Origin of the sequence: Bradyrhizobium sp. MOS002 (assembly GCF_003020115.1) — a bacterium.
Taxonomy (GTDB): Bacteria; Pseudomonadota; Alphaproteobacteria; order Rhizobiales; family Xanthobacteraceae; genus Bradyrhizobium.
In genome coordinates, this window is record NZ_PYFX01000004.1 from 109,065 (window position 1) to 124,947 (window position 15,883).

At 64.6% G+C, this 15,883-nt stretch carries 15 protein-coding genes; 11 read left to right on the forward strand and 4 right to left on the reverse strand.

From position 1 onward, the window contains the following. Positions 1-79 precede the first annotated feature (79 nt). The gene (locus C7G41_RS13420; protein ID WP_106943046.1) at positions 80-1,837 is read left to right on the forward strand and encodes an NAD+ synthase; all 1,758 of its coding nucleotides are present in this window, start codon (positions 80-82) and stop codon (positions 1,835-1,837) included. Between the two features lie 164 nt (positions 1,838-2,001). Here C7G41_RS13420 and C7G41_RS13425 read toward each other — a convergent pair whose 3' ends face one another. Together C7G41_RS13425 and C7G41_RS13430 are read right to left on the reverse strand one after the other, a co-directional pair. Beyond that, the gene (locus tag C7G41_RS13425; RefSeq protein WP_106943047.1) at positions 2,002-3,198 is read right to left on the reverse strand and encodes a DUF2865 domain-containing protein; all 1,197 of its coding nucleotides are present in this window, start codon (positions 3,196-3,198) and stop codon (positions 2,002-2,004) included. Positions 3,199-3,328: 130 nt separating this feature from the next. Further along, complete coding sequence (locus C7G41_RS13430) at positions 3,329-3,634, reverse strand: hypothetical protein (RefSeq protein ID WP_106943048.1); 306 nt, start codon at positions 3,632-3,634, stop codon at positions 3,329-3,331. Positions 3,635-3,928: 294 nt separating this feature from the next. Between C7G41_RS13430 and cysS the strand changes: the two genes are divergently transcribed. The 4 genes from cysS to C7G41_RS13450 all read left to right on the forward strand — a co-directional run bounded on the left by cysS (position 3,929) and on the right by C7G41_RS13450 (position 8,035). After that, positions 3,929-5,311 carry a cysteine--tRNA ligase gene (gene cysS / locus C7G41_RS13435; protein ID WP_106943049.1) on the forward strand — a complete coding sequence of 461 codons (1,383 nt, stop codon included), beginning with the start codon at positions 3,929-3,931 and terminating at the stop codon, positions 5,309-5,311. Between the two features lie 115 nt (positions 5,312-5,426). Further along, positions 5,427-5,936, forward strand: coding sequence for a GNAT family N-acetyltransferase (locus tag C7G41_RS13440; RefSeq protein ID WP_199198355.1), 510 nt, complete (start codon positions 5,427-5,429; stop codon positions 5,934-5,936). Then, positions 5,933-7,531: a citramalate synthase gene (gene cimA / locus C7G41_RS13445; RefSeq protein ID WP_106943051.1), complete on the forward strand. Its 1,599-nt coding sequence runs from the start codon at positions 5,933-5,935 to the stop codon at positions 7,529-7,531. Before C7G41_RS13440 ends, cimA begins: the two co-directional genes overlap by 4 nt. A gap of 126 nt (positions 7,532-7,657) precedes the next feature. Beyond that, positions 7,658-8,035 (forward strand): VOC family protein, encoded by a 378-nt coding sequence (locus C7G41_RS13450; protein WP_106943052.1) that lies wholly within the window; start codon positions 7,658-7,660, stop codon positions 8,033-8,035. On the opposite strand, the gene C7G41_RS13455 is transcribed toward C7G41_RS13450, so the two are convergent. Beyond that, positions 8,032-8,637 (reverse strand): TIGR00730 family Rossman fold protein, encoded by a 606-nt coding sequence (locus C7G41_RS13455; RefSeq protein WP_007608828.1) that lies wholly within the window; start codon positions 8,635-8,637, stop codon positions 8,032-8,034. The two genes, C7G41_RS13450 and C7G41_RS13455, sit on opposite strands and share 4 nt — an antisense overlap. A 201-nt stretch (positions 8,638-8,838) precedes the next feature. Between C7G41_RS13455 and C7G41_RS13460 the strand changes: the two genes are divergently transcribed. The 4 genes from C7G41_RS13460 to C7G41_RS13475 all read left to right on the forward strand — a co-directional run bounded on the left by C7G41_RS13460 (position 8,839) and on the right by C7G41_RS13475 (position 13,410). Further along, entirely contained in the window at positions 8,839-10,794 is a 1,956-nt protein-coding gene (locus C7G41_RS13460; protein ID WP_106943637.1) for an ABC transporter ATP-binding protein/permease, read from the forward strand. Between the two features lie 77 nt (positions 10,795-10,871). Continuing rightward, complete coding sequence (locus C7G41_RS13465) at positions 10,872-11,576, forward strand: phosphatidylserine decarboxylase (RefSeq protein WP_306768040.1); 705 nt, start codon at positions 10,872-10,874, stop codon at positions 11,574-11,576. 86 nt (positions 11,577-11,662) lie between these two features. Continuing rightward, positions 11,663-12,544 carry a phosphatidylcholine/phosphatidylserine synthase gene (locus C7G41_RS13470; RefSeq protein ID WP_106943054.1) on the forward strand — a complete coding sequence of 294 codons (882 nt, stop codon included), beginning with the start codon at positions 11,663-11,665 and terminating at the stop codon, positions 12,542-12,544. 146 nt (positions 12,545-12,690) lie between these two features. Beyond that, a complete protein-coding gene (locus C7G41_RS13475) occupies positions 12,691-13,410 on the forward strand; it encodes an RraA family protein (RefSeq protein ID WP_106943055.1) in 720 nt (239 codons plus the stop codon). An 18-nt stretch (positions 13,411-13,428) separates the two neighbouring features. Here the strand turns inward: C7G41_RS13475 and C7G41_RS13480 are convergent, their stop codons facing one another. Next, on the reverse strand, positions 13,429-13,740 hold the full coding sequence (locus tag C7G41_RS13480; RefSeq protein WP_245446529.1) for a hypothetical protein: 312 nt from the start codon (positions 13,738-13,740) through the stop codon (positions 13,429-13,431). A gap of 313 nt (positions 13,741-14,053) precedes the next feature. On the opposite strand from C7G41_RS13480, the gene C7G41_RS13485 reads away from it, so the two are divergent. Continuing rightward, the gene (locus tag C7G41_RS13485; RefSeq protein ID WP_018459340.1) at positions 14,054-14,827 is read left to right on the forward strand and encodes a motility protein A; all 774 of its coding nucleotides are present in this window, start codon (positions 14,054-14,056) and stop codon (positions 14,825-14,827) included. Positions 14,828-14,850: 23 nt separating this feature from the next. After that, positions 14,851-15,681: a flagellar motor protein MotB gene (locus tag C7G41_RS13490; RefSeq protein ID WP_007592497.1), complete on the forward strand. Its 831-nt coding sequence runs from the start codon at positions 14,851-14,853 to the stop codon at positions 15,679-15,681. Positions 15,682-15,883 lie beyond the last annotated feature (202 nt).

Below are 15,883 nucleotides of genomic sequence, written 5' to 3' on the forward strand. Positions count from 1 at the left end.
GTTGTTGTTTTGAGCATGATCTTTTCGGAAAACCGCTTCACACTTTTCCGGATCATGCTCTGATCGGAGCGCGGTGGCCATGACCGAACGTCTCAACGCATTCGCGGTCACACTGGCCCAGCTCAATCCGACCATGGGCGACATCGAGGGCAATGCCGTGAAAGCGCGCGCGGCGCGCGTGCAGGCCGCCGCCGACGGGGCCGATCTCGTGCTGTTTCCGGAATTGTTCATCGCCGGTTACCCGCCGGAAGATCTCGTGCAGAAGCCTTCCTTTCAGGCCGCCTGCCGCGCTGCGATCGAAGCGTTGGCGCGCGAGACCGCCGATGGCGGGCCGGCCATGCTGATCGGCACGCCCTGGATCGAGGAGGGCAGGCTCTACAATGCCTGCGCGCTGCTCGACGGCGGCCGTATCGCTGGCTTGCGCTTCAAATGCAATCTGCCGAATTACGGCGTGTTCGACGAGAAGCGGCTGTTTTCGCGTGGCCCTGCGTCCGGCCCCGTCACCGTGCGCGGCGTGCGCATCGGTGTGCCGATCTGCGAGGACATCTGGCTGGAGGAGTCCGAAGACTACGAGAACGTGGTCGAGACGCTGGCCGAGACCGGCGCCGAGATCATCCTTGTGCCGAACGGATCTCCTTACGCCCGCAACAAGGCCGACGTGCGTTTGTCGGTCGCGGTTGCGCGCGTCACCGAGAGCGGCCTGCCGCTGGTCTATCTCAACCAGGTTTGCGGCCAGGACGAGCTGGTGTTCGACGGTGCTTCCTTCGCGCTCAATGGCGACCTTTCGCTCGCGGCGCAATTGCCGGCGTTCGCGGAGAGCGTCACCACACTGCGGTTCACGAGGAACGGCGACGATTGGCGCTGCACCGGTCCGATCGCCGCGCAGCCCGAGGGTGACCACGCCGACTACGCCGCCTGCGTGCTGGGTCTGCGGGACTACGTCGCCAAGAATGGCTTTCCCGGCGTTCTGCTCGGGATTTCCGGCGGCATCGACTCTGCTCTCTGCGCAGCGATTGCGGTCGATGCGCTGGGTGCCGATCAGGTGCACGGCGTGATGCTGCCTTATCGCTACACTGCGGCAAGCTCGATTGCGGACGCCGGCGAGCTCGCCGGCCATCTCGGCATCCGCTATGAGGTGCTGCCGATCGCGGAAGCGGTCAACGGGTTCGAGACCATCCTGTCCGGCGTCTTCAAGAATCTACCGCCCGATGTCACCGAGGAAAATCTCCAGGCCCGGACCCGCGGCACGCTGCTGATGGCGATCTCCAACAAGACCGGCCTGATGGTGGTGACCACCGGCAACAAGTCGGAAATGTCGGTCGGCTACGCCACGCTGTACGGCGACATGAACGGCGGCTTCAATCCGATCAAGGACATCTACAAGACGCAGGTGTTTCGGCTGGCAAGCTTGCGAAATTCGTGGAAGCCCGACGGGGCGCTGGGGCCGGCCGGCGAGGTGATCCCGCCCGACATCATCACGCGTCCGCCGACCGCGGAGCTGCGCGAGAACCAGGCCGACCAGGATTCGTTGCCGCCTTACGACGTGCTCGATAGCATCCTGGAGCGTCTGATCGAGCGCGAAGAGCCGCTCGACACGATCATCACCGCCGGCTTCGACCGCGAGACGGTGACCCGCATCGACCATCTCCTCAACGTCGCCGAATACAAGCGCCGCCAGGCGGCGCCCGGCGTCAAGGTCACGGCCAGGAATTTCGGCCGCGACCGCCGCTATCCCATCACCAACCGTTTTCGCGACAGGGGCGAGCAGCTGGCCGCCCCCGACGAGACGCTGGTGTCGCGTGGGAGCAAAGCCTCGATCGACGCGTTCGAGGGGTGAGGCTGGCGCGCTTGTTGAGAGACGCTGTCACCACGCATCCCAGTGTCATCATCCGCGAAGGCGGGTGATCCAGTACGCCGCGGCGGGCGTTGTCGAAAACAAGTGATGACACGGAGTACTGTCATGCCCCGCCTGCGCGGGGCATGACAGTTGTGCGTGGCGACCTACTTCTGCTGTTGCGGCAGGAAGCTCGGGCCGACCGAACGGATCGGCTTGTTCTCGGAAGGCGTCGCAGGGGTGCCCGTTTCCGCCGGCGGCGTCGCTGCCGGGGCGCCAGCAGTCGTCGTCGCCGGAGCCGCACCCTTCTTGCCATTGGCGGCAGGCGTGCCCTTGTTGAGCTGCCGCTGCTGCATCTTCTTGGCGCTCTCCTCGGTGACGATGATGTCACCCTGCTGCTCGGCTGACGCCTTGTCGTCGGCGGATTTGAGCGCGTCGGCCCAGGTCTGGCCCGCGGCCTTGCAGGAGCAGGACGGGTTGAACTCGCTGCGGAATTTGAACGCGGTCGGCAGCGCCGTGTAGGGCTGGCCGCTGGTGGAGACCGCGGAGTTCATGTCTTCCCCGGGATTGCGATGGGTGTAGAGCACGGCTTCGGCGGCCGGGCACAGCGCCTTGCAGGTCTTCTCGTCGTCGGGGAAGCGTGCCGGCACGGTCGCAAACGAGACCGGGAAGTAAGCGCCGTCGCAGGTGCGCACGCACACGGTGCGATAGGTGCCTGATTGCGGGCCGAGATCGGAAGGCGGCACGCCTTGCGGATTGTTGGGGTTGTTGCCGCCGAACAGATTGCTCAGGAAGTTGCCGCCGCCCTGCGACTGCGCGGCGTTGGCATATTGCGCCCCGCAATTGTTCTGTGCCAGCGCCGCCAGCACCGAGCGGCGCTGGTTGTCGCGCTCGGGGCTGAAGCCGCCGGGGCCGCCGCCGCGCAGACGTTCGAGATTGCCGGTGATCTGGTCCAGATTGGCGCGCATCTGCTGGATCTGGGTGTTGACCGGACCGCATTGCGCCGACTGGCCGCTGAACAGCGAGAAGAAGCCGGAGGAATCGCAACCCATGCGCTTGGCCTGCATGGTGACGCGGTCGAGCTCGGCCTGCTGCTTGGTCTGGGATTCCTGATAGCGGCGGATCTGGTCTTCGCGCGCGGGATCACCACCGCCGCCGCCACGATCGAGACCGGCGAGCTGGCCTTCCAGGCGCGCGCACATCGGGTTGGGGCCGAGCCCGTTCTGGCCGGGCTGAGGCGGCGGTCCCGGCGGGCCGGCCTGTGCGTACGCACCATTGGCGAGCACGACCGTGCTCAAGAGCACGGCGCAGGCAAGGATCGAGCGAGCACGGGAGAGAGACAAAAATTCAGGCATATCCGCCATTCTAGCGAGGTCACGGCCACGCGTGATGTGGGGGGCCGAAGCGCGCCCTCCCATAGCCGCTTCCTGCGGCATCGTCACGTCGTTTCAGAGGCCAGCGATTGGGCCTAAAGTACGCCAGTTCCGAGCGAATTCAGCGCTGGCAGGTGATTGCGACATATTCGTCGCAATGGCCATGGGAGCAGTTTGCGCCGGATTTGGGGACAGAGCCGGTAATTTCGTCGGGATCGACCCGGCGATAGGCCGAAGCCTGGGCAAAATCGCGTGACTGGCAGTAGGTGCGGGCGACCTGCGCGCCGCATTTGTCGCTCTTGGCCAGACACTGGTCGACGCCGTAGCCGTCCGCCTGGTTGGGGATGATGAAGACGCGGGTCTCGGCGAGAGCGCTGGATGCGGCAAGGATGGAGGCGCAGGAAATGAGAGCGAGCAATGATCGCATGAAAACACCGGGGGCAAAAAAATGGGAACTGCCAGTTCTAGAATGGGCTCAAATGGTTAAGGATGATGAACCATCTATGCGTGGCAGCTGCGCATTGCGGAGATAGAACGGCATTTTCGCGGCTCTCTTGACGCGGGGCCGCCTCATAGCCCATATGTTCCGCCATGAACGGTCTCCTCGTCATTTGCGCCATTTGCCGCGAGATTACGAGCTAGCGATTCGCTGGCTGGAGCCGTCTTTTCTCAAAACCATTGAGAGCACTGGACGCCCGGCCAACAGCCGACGGGTATCCTTATGGAATTGCGCCTTTACGATACGCTGAGCCGGGACAAGCGCATCTTCGTGCCGCTCGATGCGAAGGACGTCCGCATGTATGTCTGCGGACCGACCGTCTACGACTTCGCCCATATCGGCAACGCCCGGCCGGTGATCGTGTTCGACGTGCTGTTCCGACTGCTGCGCCATCTCTATGGTGCGGCCCACGTCAAATATGTCCGCAACATCACCGACGTCGACGACAAGATCAACGACCGCGCCGCGCGTGATTTCCCCGGCCTGCCGCTGAACGAGGCGATCCGGAAAGTCACCGAGCAGACCGGCAAGCAGTTTCACGCCGACGTCGACGCACTCGGCGCACTGCGGCCGAGCGTGGAGCCGCGTGCGACCGAACACATCGGCGAGATGCGCGAGATCATCGAACGGCTGGTTGCCGGCGGCTTTGCCTACGTTGCCGAGGATCACGTGCTGTTCTCGCCGCAGGCGATGAACGCGGCCGATTCCGGGCTGCCGCGCTATGGCGCGCTGTCCAATCGTTCGCTGGACGAGATGGTCGCCGGCGCCCGCGTCGATATCGCGCCCTACAAGAAGGGCAACACCGACTTCGTGCTGTGGAAGCCGTCCAAGCCCGGCGAGCCGTCATGGCCGTCACCGGCCGGCATCGCCGCGCAGGGGCGCCCGGGCTGGCACGTCGAGTGCTCGGCGATGGCCTGGAAGCATCTCGGCGAGTACTTCGACATCCATGGCGGCGGCATCGATCTCGTGTTTCCGCATCACGAGAACGAAGTCGCGCAGACCTGCTGCGCCTTCCACCGGGAGCGCATGGCGAACTACTGGATGCACAATGGCTTCCTGCAGGTCGAAAGCGAGAAGATGTCGAAGTCGCTCGGCAACTTCGTCACGATTCACGAGCTGCTCGCGGACTGGCCGGGCGAAGTGCTGCGCCTGAATATGCTCAAGACGCATTACCGCTCGCCGATCGACTGGACGATGAAGTCGCTGGAGGAGAGCGCCAAGACGCTCGACGACTGGTATCGGGTTGCGGCTGACGTCGCGCCCGGCAAGCCCGCCCCGTCAGTGGTCGAGCCGCTGCTCGACGACCTCAACACGCCGCTGGCGATTGCGGCGCTGCATGGCCTGCGCGGCAGCGATGTTGGTGCCCTCGCGGGTTCGTTGCGGCTGCTCGGCTTTCTCTCCGAGAGTGCTGCGCAGTGGGAAGGACGCAAGCAGCAGGCGAGCGGCGTCGATGCCAAGGAAGTCGAGCGCCTGCTCTCGGAGCGGACGGCGGCGCGTGCACGCAAGGACTTTGCGGAGTCCGATCGTATCCGCGATCTGCTTGCCGCGATGGGCGTTGCGATCAAAGACTCCAAGGCAGGGACGACGTGGGAGGTCGCACGATGAAGCGGCCCGACACGCCGTTTCCGCGGCACTGGTTCTATTACATCGCGCTGAAAATCCTGCTGCTTGCTGCCGCCGTGGCGCTGGCGCTGAAACTCTATGGGATGTGGTGAAGACGATGGCACAAGCACTCCCAAAGCCTGGCTTGCGGCCTTTCCTGCCCGAGGACGTGCCGGTTCTCGCCGCGATCTTCACGGCCAGCATCGAAGAGCTGACCGGCGACGACTATAACGAGGCGCAGCAGCAGGCCTGGATGGCGGCTGCGGAAAGCGAAGAGTTCGGCAATCGACTCGCCTCCGACCTGACGCTGATCGCAACGTTGGAGGGATCGCCGGTGGGCTTTGCGTCGTTGCGCGGCAAGGATCATATCCGCATGCTCTATGTGCATCCGGCCGTGGCCGGGCAGGGCCTCGCGACGATGCTGGTCGATGCGCTGGAAAAGCTTGCGGGCGGCCGCGGCGCCGACAAGCTGACGGTCGATGCCAGCGACAACGCGCAGGGCTTTTTCGCCAAGCGCGGCTATGTCGCCATGCAGCGCAACAGCATCACCGTGAACGACGAGTGGCTGGCCAACACCACCATGCAGAAGACGCTCGGCAGCGGACCCGCGTCGGGAGCCCTGCAATGAGCAAGGAGCGTCTCTATCTGTTCGACACCACGCTGCGTGACGGCGCGCAGACCAATGGCGTCGATTTCACGCTGAAGGACAAGCAAGTCATCGCGGCGATGCTCGATGAACTCGGCATCGACTATGTCGAGGGCGGCTATCCCGGCGCCAATCCGACCGACACCGAGTTTTTCGGCACCAAGCCGAAGCTCGCGCATGCGCGCTTCACTGCGTTCGGCATGACGCGCCGGGCGGGGCGCTCGGTCTCCAACGATCCTGGTGTGGCCGGGCTGCTGGAAGCCAAAGCCGACGCGATCTGCTTCGTGGCGAAGGCGTCGGCCTATCAGGTGCGCGTTGCGCTCGAGACGACGAAGGAGGAGAACCTCGCCTCGATCCGCGACAGCGTCGCAGCAGCCAAGGCCGCCGGCCGCGAGGTGATGCTCGACTGCGAGCATTTCTTCGACGGTTACAAGGAAGATTCCAGTTTCGCGCTCGCCTGCGCGAAAGCCGCCTATGAAGCCGGCGCGCGCTGGGTGGTGCTGTGCGACACCAACGGCGGCACCATGCCTGATGAGGTCGAGGCCATCGTCACCGAGGTGACGAAGCACATCCCCGGCGATCATCTCGGCATCCACGCCCATAACGATACCGAGCAGGCGGTGGCGAATTCGCTCGCCGCGGTGCGCGCCGGGGCGCGGCAGATCCAGGGTACGCTGAACGGCCTCGGCGAGCGCTGCGGCAATGCCAATCTCTGCTCGCTGATCCCGACCTTGAAGCTGAAGGCCGCGTTTGCCGACGCCTTCGAGATCGGCGTCACGGCAGAGAAGCTCGCAACCCTGGTCAAGGTGTCGCGCACGCTCGACGACATGCTCAACCGCGTGCCGAACCGGCATGCATCCTATGTCGGCGAGAGCGCCTTCGTCACCAAGACCGGCATCCATGCCTCCGCGGTGCTGAAGGATCCGCAGACCTACGAGCATGTCTTGCCGGAGCTGGTCGGCAATCACCGCAAGGTGTTGGTGTCCGACCAGGCCGGCCGCTCCAATGTCATTGCAGAGCTCGACCGCGCCGGCATCGCCTATGAGAAGAGCGATCCGAAGCTGTCGCGGCTGGTCGAGGAGTTGAAGGAGCGGGAGGCGCAAGGCTACGCCTACGAATCCGCCAATGCCTCGTTCGAGCTGCTGGCGCGGCGCACGCTCGGCAAGGTGCCGCATTATTTCGAGGTCGAGCAGTTCGACGTCAATGTCGAGCAGCGTTACAATTCGCATGGCGAGCGCGTCACCGTGGCGCTGGCGGTGGTCAAGGTCGACGTCGCCGGCGAGCATCTGATCTCGGCGGCCGAAGGCAACGGTCCCGTCAACGCGCTCGACGTTGCTTTGCGAAAAGATCTCGGCAAGTACCAGAAATATATCGAAGGCCTGACGCTGATCGACTATCGCGTGCGTATCCTCAACGGCGGCACCGGCGCGGTCACGCGCGTCCTGATCGAGAGCGAGGACGAGAACGGCGACAGCTGGACCACGGTCGGGGTTTCCCCCAACATCATCGACGCCTCGTTCCAGGCTTTGATGGATTCGGTGATCTACAAGCTGGTGAAGTCGGGGGCGCCGGCGTAGGCAACGGCGCCGCCACGATCGCCGTCATTGCGAGCGCAGCGAAGCAATCCAGAATCTCTCCGCGGACGCAGTCTGGATTGCTTCGCTACGCTCGCAATGACGAGGAGGAGAGAGGAAGCGCGGCCCATGATCGACCACATCTCCGTCGGCGTCAGCGATCTCCAACGCTCGGCGACATTTTACGAGGCGACACTCGCCGCGCTCGGTCTCGCTCGCCTCGTCACGCGACCGCGGACGGTCGGCTTCGGCAAGGCCTATCCGGAGTTCTGGATCAATCTGCGCGAGAGCGTGCCGCACGTCACGCCGGAGAGCGGCGTGCATATTTGCCTGCGGGCCAGGACGACCGCCGAGGTCGATGCATTTCACGCTGCAGCGCTGTCCGCCGGCGGAGCGTCCGACGGCGCGCCGGGTATCCGCCCGCACGATCGCGTGCGTTATTACGCTGCTTTCGTCGTCGACCCCGATGGCAACCGGATCGAGGCGGTGACGTTTCCCGCGGACTAAAGCTTGCGCGCGACTTCCGGGGCGAGCTGCTTTTCCGCGTCAGCGAGCTGTGCCACGGCGGCCTTCAGCTTCGGCAAGATCTCCTCGATGCGATCGGCCTTGAGGATGTCGACCGAGAGGCCGGCGCGGATGAACTCGGTCTGGCGCATGTGCGACAGCAGCGAGAACAGCGGCTCCCAGAAATTATCGATGTTGGCCAGCAGCACCGGCTTGGCGTGACGGCCCAGCTGTTTCCAGGTCAGCTGCTCCACCAGCTCCTCCAGCGTGCCGACGCCGCCCGGCAGCGCCACGAAGGCGTCGGAACGCTCGAACATCAGCCGCTTGCGCTCGTGCATGTCGGGAGTGACGATCATCTCCTGCACGCGGGTCAGCGCGTTCTCGCGCTTCCGGAGGAATTCGGGAATGATGCCGGTGACGGTGCCGCCGTGATCGAGCACGGAGGTCGCGACCGAGCCCATCAGGCCGAGCGAGCCGCCGCCGTAGACGAGGCGGATGTTGTTCTCGGCGAGCGCCTTGCCGAAGGCCTTGGCGCCTTCGGTGAAACGGGGATTGGTTCCTGGGCCGGAGCCGCAATAGACACAGACGGTTTTGATCGTGCTCATTGGTGCCATGATGCATTGCAGCGAAGAGGCGTCAAGCCCAATCGGTGATTCGGGACTTCCGGAAATCTACCGGTAAACGACGGCGAACAATCGAAGATTCGCCATCTGGCGGGGTGCATGGGCATCGGTAAGGCTCTATATGACAAACGAAAATCCTTAATGGCAACGCAGCCCGATCCCGCGGGCTTTTCAGGCTTCTTGATGGACCAAGCTCAATCGCCCGCCGGCCCCAACGTTCCTGATCCCGCCGGAGGGCCGCTGGAGCGGGCCACGCTGATGGGCACGCTGGCGCATCTGTGGCCTTATATCTGGCCGGGCGACCGTTTCGACCTGAAGATGCGCGTAGTCTGGTCGATGGTCCTGCTGCTCGCCGCCAAGCTAATCACGCTGACGGTTCCTTTCAGCTTCAAATGGGCGACCGACGCGCTGACCGGCGCCAACACGGCGCCGGTGCAGGCCGACAATTGGCACCTCTGGGTGATCGCCTCGCCGCTGCTGCTGACCGCCAGCTACGGCGTGATGCGCATCGTGATGGCGGTGCTGACGCAGTGGCGCGACGGCATTTTCGCGCGCGTTGCCATGCACGCGGTGCGCAAGCTCGCGACCATCACCTTCATCCACATGCACGAGCTGTCGCTGCGCTTCCACCTGGAGCGCAAGACCGGCGGCCTGACGCGTGTGCTCGAGCGCGGCCGCGAGGGCATCGAGGTCATCGTGCGCATGGTGATCCTGCAGCTGATCCCGACCATCGTCGAGGTCTCGCTGCTGATGGCCGTGCTGCTGTGGCAATTCGATTGGCGCTACGTGCTCGCGACCCTCGTCACTGTCGCGGTCTACATGTACTATACCTACATCGCGACCGAGTGGCGGATCGGCATCCGCCGCAAGATGAACGATGCCGACACCGAGGCGAACACCAAGGCGATCGACTCGCTGCTCAACTATGAGACCGTCAAATATTTCAGCGCCGAGACCCGTGAGTCGCAGCGCTACGACCGATCGGTCGCGCGTTACGAGGAGTCGAGCGTGCAGGCTTATACTTCGCTTGCCGTGCTCAACACCGGGCAGGCCGTGATCTTCACGCTGGGGCTGACCGCGACCATGCTGATGTGCGCGATCGGCGTGCGCAACGGCACCAATACGGTTGGCGATTTCGTGCTGGTCAACGCCATGATGATCCAGCTCTACCAGCCCTTGAACTTCATGGGCATGGTTTATCGCGAGATCAAGCAGGCGATCATCGACATCGAGAAGATGTTCAACGTGCTGGGGCGCGAGGCCGAGATCAAGGACGTGCCGGGCGCGAAGCCGCTGGTGGTCTCCGCGGGGAATGTGCGTTTCGAGGACGTGCGCTTTGCCTATGAGCCTGCGCGCCCGATTCTGAAGGGCATCAGCTTCGAGGTGCCGGCCGGCAAGACGGTCGCGATCGTCGGCCCGTCAGGTGCGGGCAAGTCGACCATCTCGCGCCTTTTGTTTCGCCTCTACGACATCTCCGGCGGCAAGATCCTGATCGACGGCCAAGACATTCGCGAAGTCACGCAGGCGAGCTTGCGCGCGTCCATCGGCATGGTGCCGCAGGACACCGTGCTGTTCAACGACACCATCCGCTACAACATCCGCTATGGTCGCTGGGACGCCAGCGATGCCGAGGTCGAGCAGGCGGCGCAGCTGGCGCAGATCGATCGTTTCATCCGGATGGCGCCGAAGGGTTACGAGACTCAGGTCGGCGAGCGCGGCCTGAAACTGTCCGGTGGCGAAAAACAGCGCGTCGCGATCGCGCGCACCGTGTTGAAGGCGCCGCCGATCCTGGTGCTGGACGAGGCGACCTCCGCACTGGACACCCACACCGAGCATGAAATCCAGGGCGCGCTCGAGCGCGTGGCGAAGAACCGAACCTCGCTGGTGATCGCCCATCGGCTCTCGACCATCGTCGGCGCCGACGAGATCATCGTGCTGGACCAGGGCCGCATCGCTGAACGCGGCACCCACGCAAAACTGCTCGCGGAGGGGGGACTTTACGCCAGCATGTGGAACAGGCAGCGCGAGGCCGAGGCGGCCCGCGAGAAACTGGCCAGGATGGCCGATTCCGGGGAGGCGCCCAACCGGGAGCCACCGCCGGTTGCCGATGTCCTGACGACGCCTGCGGCGGCGGAGTGACCTTGTCTCCGGTCCCAACTCTGGCCTAAACAACACCACCGCGCGGGACGACCTGCGCCATCAACCCTGAGCGGCAGATAGCGATGTCCATTCTCGATTCGATCCAGCGTCAGATCCCGCCGATCCACAAGGAGGGTTACCCCTTCATCGGCGGCTTTGCGCTGGCAAGCCTCATCCTGTTCTGGTTGTGGTCGCCATTGGGGTGGATCGGCACCATCTTGACCGTGTGGTGCGCGCTGTTCTTCCGCGACCCGGTGCGCGTGACCCCGGTGCGCGAGGGGCTCGTGGTGTCGCCGGCCGACGGCCGCGTCTCGATGATCACCATGGCGCTGCCGCCGGCCGAACTCGGGCTCGGCGACCGGCCGCTACCGCGCGTCTCGGTGTTCATGAGCGTGTTCAACTGCCATGTGAACCGCAGCCCGATCGCGGGCAGGGTGGACCGTATCGCCTACCGGCCCGGCCTGTTCATCAATGCCGAGCTGGACAAGGCGAGCGAGGACAATGAGCGCAATTCGCTGGTGATCACGACGCCGACGGCGCGGATCGGCGTGATCCAGATCGCAGGCCTGGTCGCCAAGCGCATCGTCTGCTTCGTCAAAGAGGGGCAGGCGATCGGCGCCGGTGAGCGCTTCGGTCTGATCCGCTTCGGCTCGCGGCTCGACGTCTATCTGCCGCTGGGCACCAAGGCGCTGGTCTCGGAAGGCCAGACCGCGATCGCCGGCGAGACGATTTTGGCCGATCTCGCCGGAGACGACCCGAGTCGCGCCTACCGCGCCAATTAACCAATAAGCCGGCCTGAGGGGCCTTCCGCCGCAATGGCGGAGGGGAACGCGGCTTGCTATATCTCGCCCCAAGGTGAGGACGAGCCATGACGCCCTACGACTCCAGAGATCCTGACGTGCGCCGGCGGCGGTTCCGCCCGATCCCGGTGCGCATGCTGGTGCCCAACGTCATCACGCTGCTGGCGATCTGCGCCGGCCTGACCTCGATCCGGCTCTCGATCGAGGGGCGGATGTCGCTCGCGGTCTACGCCATCGTGTTCGCGGCGGCACTCGACGGCATCGACGGCCGCATCGCGCGCATGATCAAGGGGCAGTCCAAGTTCGGCGCCGAACTCGACAGCCTCGCCGACTTCGTCAATTTCGGCGTCGCGCCCGGCCTGATGCTTTATTTCTGGCAGCTGCACGAACTCGGCAATGCCGGCTGGATCGCCGCCATGGTGTTCGCGATCTCCGGTGGCCTCAGGCTGGCGCGCTTCAATGCCACCATGGACGATCCCAACAAGCCGGCCTTTGCCGCGAATTTCTTCACCGGCGTGCCGGCGCCGGCCGGCGCGATCACGGTGCTGCTGCCGATCTATGTCGCGTTCCTCGATCTCGGCCGGCTGCCTGCGGCGGTAACGGCTGCTTATACGCTGCTGATCGCCTTCCTGATGGTGTCGCGCCTGCCGGTGTTCTCCGGCAAGACCAAGCGCATGCGCGTGCCGCCCGAACTGGTGCTGCCTGCGTTCGTCGCGGTGATCGTCTTCATCGCGATCCTGATCGCCTATCCCTGGCACGTGCTGTCGATCGGCACGGTGCTGTATCTCCTCGCTTTACCGCTCGGCTACAAATCCTATCGCGACCAGGCGCGCGCGTTGGAAACCACCGCGCCCGCCGGCGGGGAGGTCCCGTCGCCGCCGTCGGCACCGACGCTGACAAACCTGTCGGAGCCGCCGCGCGACGACGACCGGCCCGACCGGCTGCACTGAACGGCAAGGCGCTGATTACCAAGAGCACCAAGACTTGGATATCTGCCATGAGGCGCTCTGAGTTGGGTTGAGACCCGATCTCGGCTATATCGCCTGGTGCCGGCGGCACCGCGCCAACAGCGGCCGCCAATCTGGGAGAGAACGCCGTGACTGATACCGCGACCGGGCCGCTGCCCGCTTCCGTCATTGAAGCGCTGGGCCGCTATGACACCCCGACAATCTGCAATGCCATGGAGATCGTGGCGCCCGAGCGCCGGCTGATCGGCTACACCACCAAGCCACTGGTCTGCCCATTCCCCGATCTGCCGCCGATCGTCGGCTACGCCCGTACGGTCGCGATCCGCTCGGTGCTGAAAAATTCGCTGCCGCCGGAAGAGCAGTCCAAGCGCCGCATCGCATATTACGAATATGTCGGGACCGGCCACGGTCCGCGCATCTCGGTGATCCAGGACATCGACGGTCCCGACGTCGGCTACGGCGCGTTCTGGGGCGAGGTGCAGAGCAACGTGCACAAGGCGCTCGGTTGTCTCGGCGTCATCACCGACGGCTCGATCCGCGACATTCCGCAATGGGCGCCGGGCTTCCAGGCACTGGCCGGCTCGATCGGCCCGTCGCATGCCTGGGTGCATGCCGAGAGCTTTGGCGGCGAAGTGCGAGTCGCCGGCATGACCGTGAAGTCGGACGACCTGATCCATGCCGACCAGCATGGTGCCATCGTGATTCCGCACGATATCGCCGCAAAGCTGCCCGAGGCCGCCGAGCTCTGCGGCCGCCGCGAGACGCCGATCCTCGAGATCGCCCGCAGCCCCGACTTCTCGCTGGAGAAGCTGAAGGCCGCACTGAAGCGCTCGGCGGAGATCCACTAACGGCGGGACCGGAACGATCTATGGCTGCGACGTCGCTCGCAGGCTGCTCTGTTCTGTCAGGAACAGGGCGGCCTGATCCGGCTCGCCGAACACCGCGGCAGCGCATCCGATCAAGGTGAAGCCGCCGGCAAGATCCCACAGGGTGACATCGTCCCCATTGTCCGGGATGTGAATCAGGCGCGCTGCGATCACGGCCAGGGCTGCCTCGATAAAGAGCAGCACGCTGAAGGCCGGCAGCACGAGCTCGGGTTCGAGCATGTGGAGCGCCAGCACTGCGGGAAGCGCGGTGAGAAGACTGAACAGCGTCACCATTGCGATGCCTTCCGCCATGAGGTGCCGGCCCGGTCCAGAATACCAATTGATCGGTGGCCCCCGATGTGGCGCAGGGCCGCAGCCGAAGGGCACGCGCACGGCCTTGAGTGCTGGGTACGCGCGACGCCCTATGGTTAGCGAAATGTTGAAATCCCTGTCGGCAGTCGGCAAAAGCCGGCGCCTTTCGGCGCGCTGCGGCCGCGAGGCGCGTCGGCTCAACTTAACCTTTACGCGTCTTTAATCGCGGCTCACTAGGGTTTCCGATGCGGTTCGGGGTTGGGCCGCGCCATCGGCCAGGACGGCCGTTGTTGCGTTCGCGTTGGAGTCTCCCATGGATATCATGACGAGCATCGGGCTCGTGGCGGGCATTGTCGTCATCGCGACGATGATGCTGCTGGGCGGCGATCTCCACATGTTCGTTTCCGAGCATGCGATGATCATCATCTTCGGCGGCTCGACGGCTGCGACCATGATCCGCTTTCCGCTCTCGACGCTGATCCACGGCCTGCCGCTCGGCGCCAAGTTTGCCTTCACGATGAGCCGTCTGTCGGCGCACGATCTGGTCGACGAACTCGCCCGCATCGCCGAGATCGCCCGCAAGCAGGGCCCGGTGGGACTGGAAAAGGTCGAGACCGACGAGCCGTTCCTCGCCAAGGGCATCCGCTACGTCGCCGACGGCTACGACCTCGATTTCATTCGCGACAATCTCGAGCGCGACCGCGACAATTTCTTGATGCATCTGGACGAAGGCAGCAAGATCTACCGCGCCATCGGTGACTGCGCCCCGGCCTTCGGCATGGTCGGCACGCTGATCGGCATGGTGCAGATGTTCGCCAACATGACCGATCCGTCAAAGCTCGGGCCGTTCATGGCGACCGCGCTGCTCGCGACTCTCTATGGCGCGCTGGTCGCCAACCTGTTCTGTACCCCGATCGCCGACAAGCTGCATGGCAAGCTCCTGGACGAAGAGACCAACCGCACGCTGATCATCGACGGCATCCTGATGATCCGCGACTCCAAGAGCCCCACGCTGGTCCGCGAAATGCTGCTGGCCTATCTGCCCGAGAAGCACCGCCACGCTGAAGGCGAGCCGGTTCCGGCCTGATGCCGCCCGCCGGGATTTGAGATATGGCCAAGAAGAAGCGCGGCGATTCACACGGAGGCGGTCACGGCTGGTTCGTGACCTTCGCCGACCTGATGGGCCTGATGATGAGCTTCTTCGTGATGCTCGTCGCGTTTTCGACGCAGGATGCCAACAAGCTGAAGGTCGTCGCGGGCTCCATGCGCGACGCCTTCGGTGTCCAGACCGAAGCGCGCTATTCCGGCATTGTCGAGTCCGACGGCCTGCCGACCCGTCCTCGGCTGAAGAACGTCGATCACATTCAGCCTGAGGACTCCTCCAACACGCCGACGCCGGACCAGGAGGATCGTGACCGCACGTCGGGCGCGAAGATCAAGGTCGACCGGAATTTTGCGCTGGCGGCGGCCTCGCTGCGTCAGGCGTTGCAGGACATGCCGGAGCTGACCGAGATGTCCAAGCACATCATGTTCGAGGAGACCAAGCAGGGCCTCAACCTCGAGATTGTGGACCAGGACGGCCGCTCGATGTTCGCCGACGGCTCCAAGGTGCCCTATGACCGCACCCGCCGCCTGATCGAGAAGCTCGCTGTCCCGCTCAAGGCAACGCCGCTGCGCGTCTCCATCGCCGGCCACACCGCGGCCGGATTCGTGCCGACCCGCAGCGACTACGGCGCGTTCGATCTGTCGGCCGACCGCGCCAATGCCGTGCGTCAGATCCTCGAACGTGAGGGCCTGCCGGCCGCCCATGTCTTCGCCGTCGCCGGCAAGGCGGACACCCAGCCGCTGTTTCCGGACGATCCCTCGCTGGCGGCCAACCGGCGCGTGACCATCACCCTGATGCGTGAAGATCCGCCGCTGCCGCCAAATCTGAAGCCTTAAGGCGTCTTCGAGCGAAGTGAACGCCGTTTCGCGCGAAGAAAACGCGACAAAACAAGAATGTAGAGCCCGTTTCGCTTCAATCGGAACGGAAAGGCCCGGGGCTATTGCGCTACCACTTTACCTGAGGCATGTCGTCGCGTGAGCGGCGACCGTTGCTGCGCCGTTACAGCATCTGCCCCGGCGCCTGCTATGGTGCCAATTG

Excerpts from the sequence above, each read along its gene's own strand:
- C7G41_RS13430 (WP_106943048.1), bottom strand. The coding sequence starts at position 3,634 with ATGCGATCATTGCTCGCTCTCATTTCCTGCGCCTCCATCCTTGCCGCA.
- C7G41_RS13420 (WP_106943046.1), top strand. The coding sequence starts at position 80 with ATGACCGAACGTCTCAACGCATTCGCGGTCACACTGGCCCAGCTCAAT.
- C7G41_RS13485 (WP_018459340.1), top strand. The coding sequence starts at position 14,054 with ATGGATATCATGACGAGCATCGGGCTCGTGGCGGGCATTGTCGTCATC.
- cimA (WP_106943051.1), top strand. The coding sequence starts at position 5,933 with ATGAGCAAGGAGCGTCTCTATCTGTTCGACACCACGCTGCGTGACGGC.
- C7G41_RS13450 (WP_106943052.1), top strand. The coding sequence starts at position 7,658 with ATGATCGACCACATCTCCGTCGGCGTCAGCGATCTCCAACGCTCGGCG.
- C7G41_RS13425 (WP_106943047.1), bottom strand. The coding sequence starts at position 3,198 with ATGGCGGATATGCCTGAATTTTTGTCTCTCTCCCGTGCTCGCTCGATC.
- C7G41_RS13480 (WP_245446529.1), bottom strand. The coding sequence starts at position 13,740 with ATGGCGGAAGGCATCGCAATGGTGACGCTGTTCAGTCTTCTCACCGCG.
- C7G41_RS13490 (WP_007592497.1), top strand. The coding sequence starts at position 14,851 with ATGGCCAAGAAGAAGCGCGGCGATTCACACGGAGGCGGTCACGGCTGG.
- cysS (WP_106943049.1), top strand. The coding sequence starts at position 3,929 with ATGGAATTGCGCCTTTACGATACGCTGAGCCGGGACAAGCGCATCTTC.
- C7G41_RS13470 (WP_106943054.1), top strand. The coding sequence starts at position 11,663 with ATGACGCCCTACGACTCCAGAGATCCTGACGTGCGCCGGCGGCGGTTC.
- C7G41_RS13440 (WP_199198355.1), top strand. The coding sequence starts at position 5,427 with ATGGCACAAGCACTCCCAAAGCCTGGCTTGCGGCCTTTCCTGCCCGAG.
- C7G41_RS13455 (WP_007608828.1), bottom strand. The coding sequence starts at position 8,637 with ATGAGCACGATCAAAACCGTCTGTGTCTATTGCGGCTCCGGCCCAGGA.
- C7G41_RS13460 (WP_106943637.1), top strand. The coding sequence starts at position 8,839 with ATGGACCAAGCTCAATCGCCCGCCGGCCCCAACGTTCCTGATCCCGCC.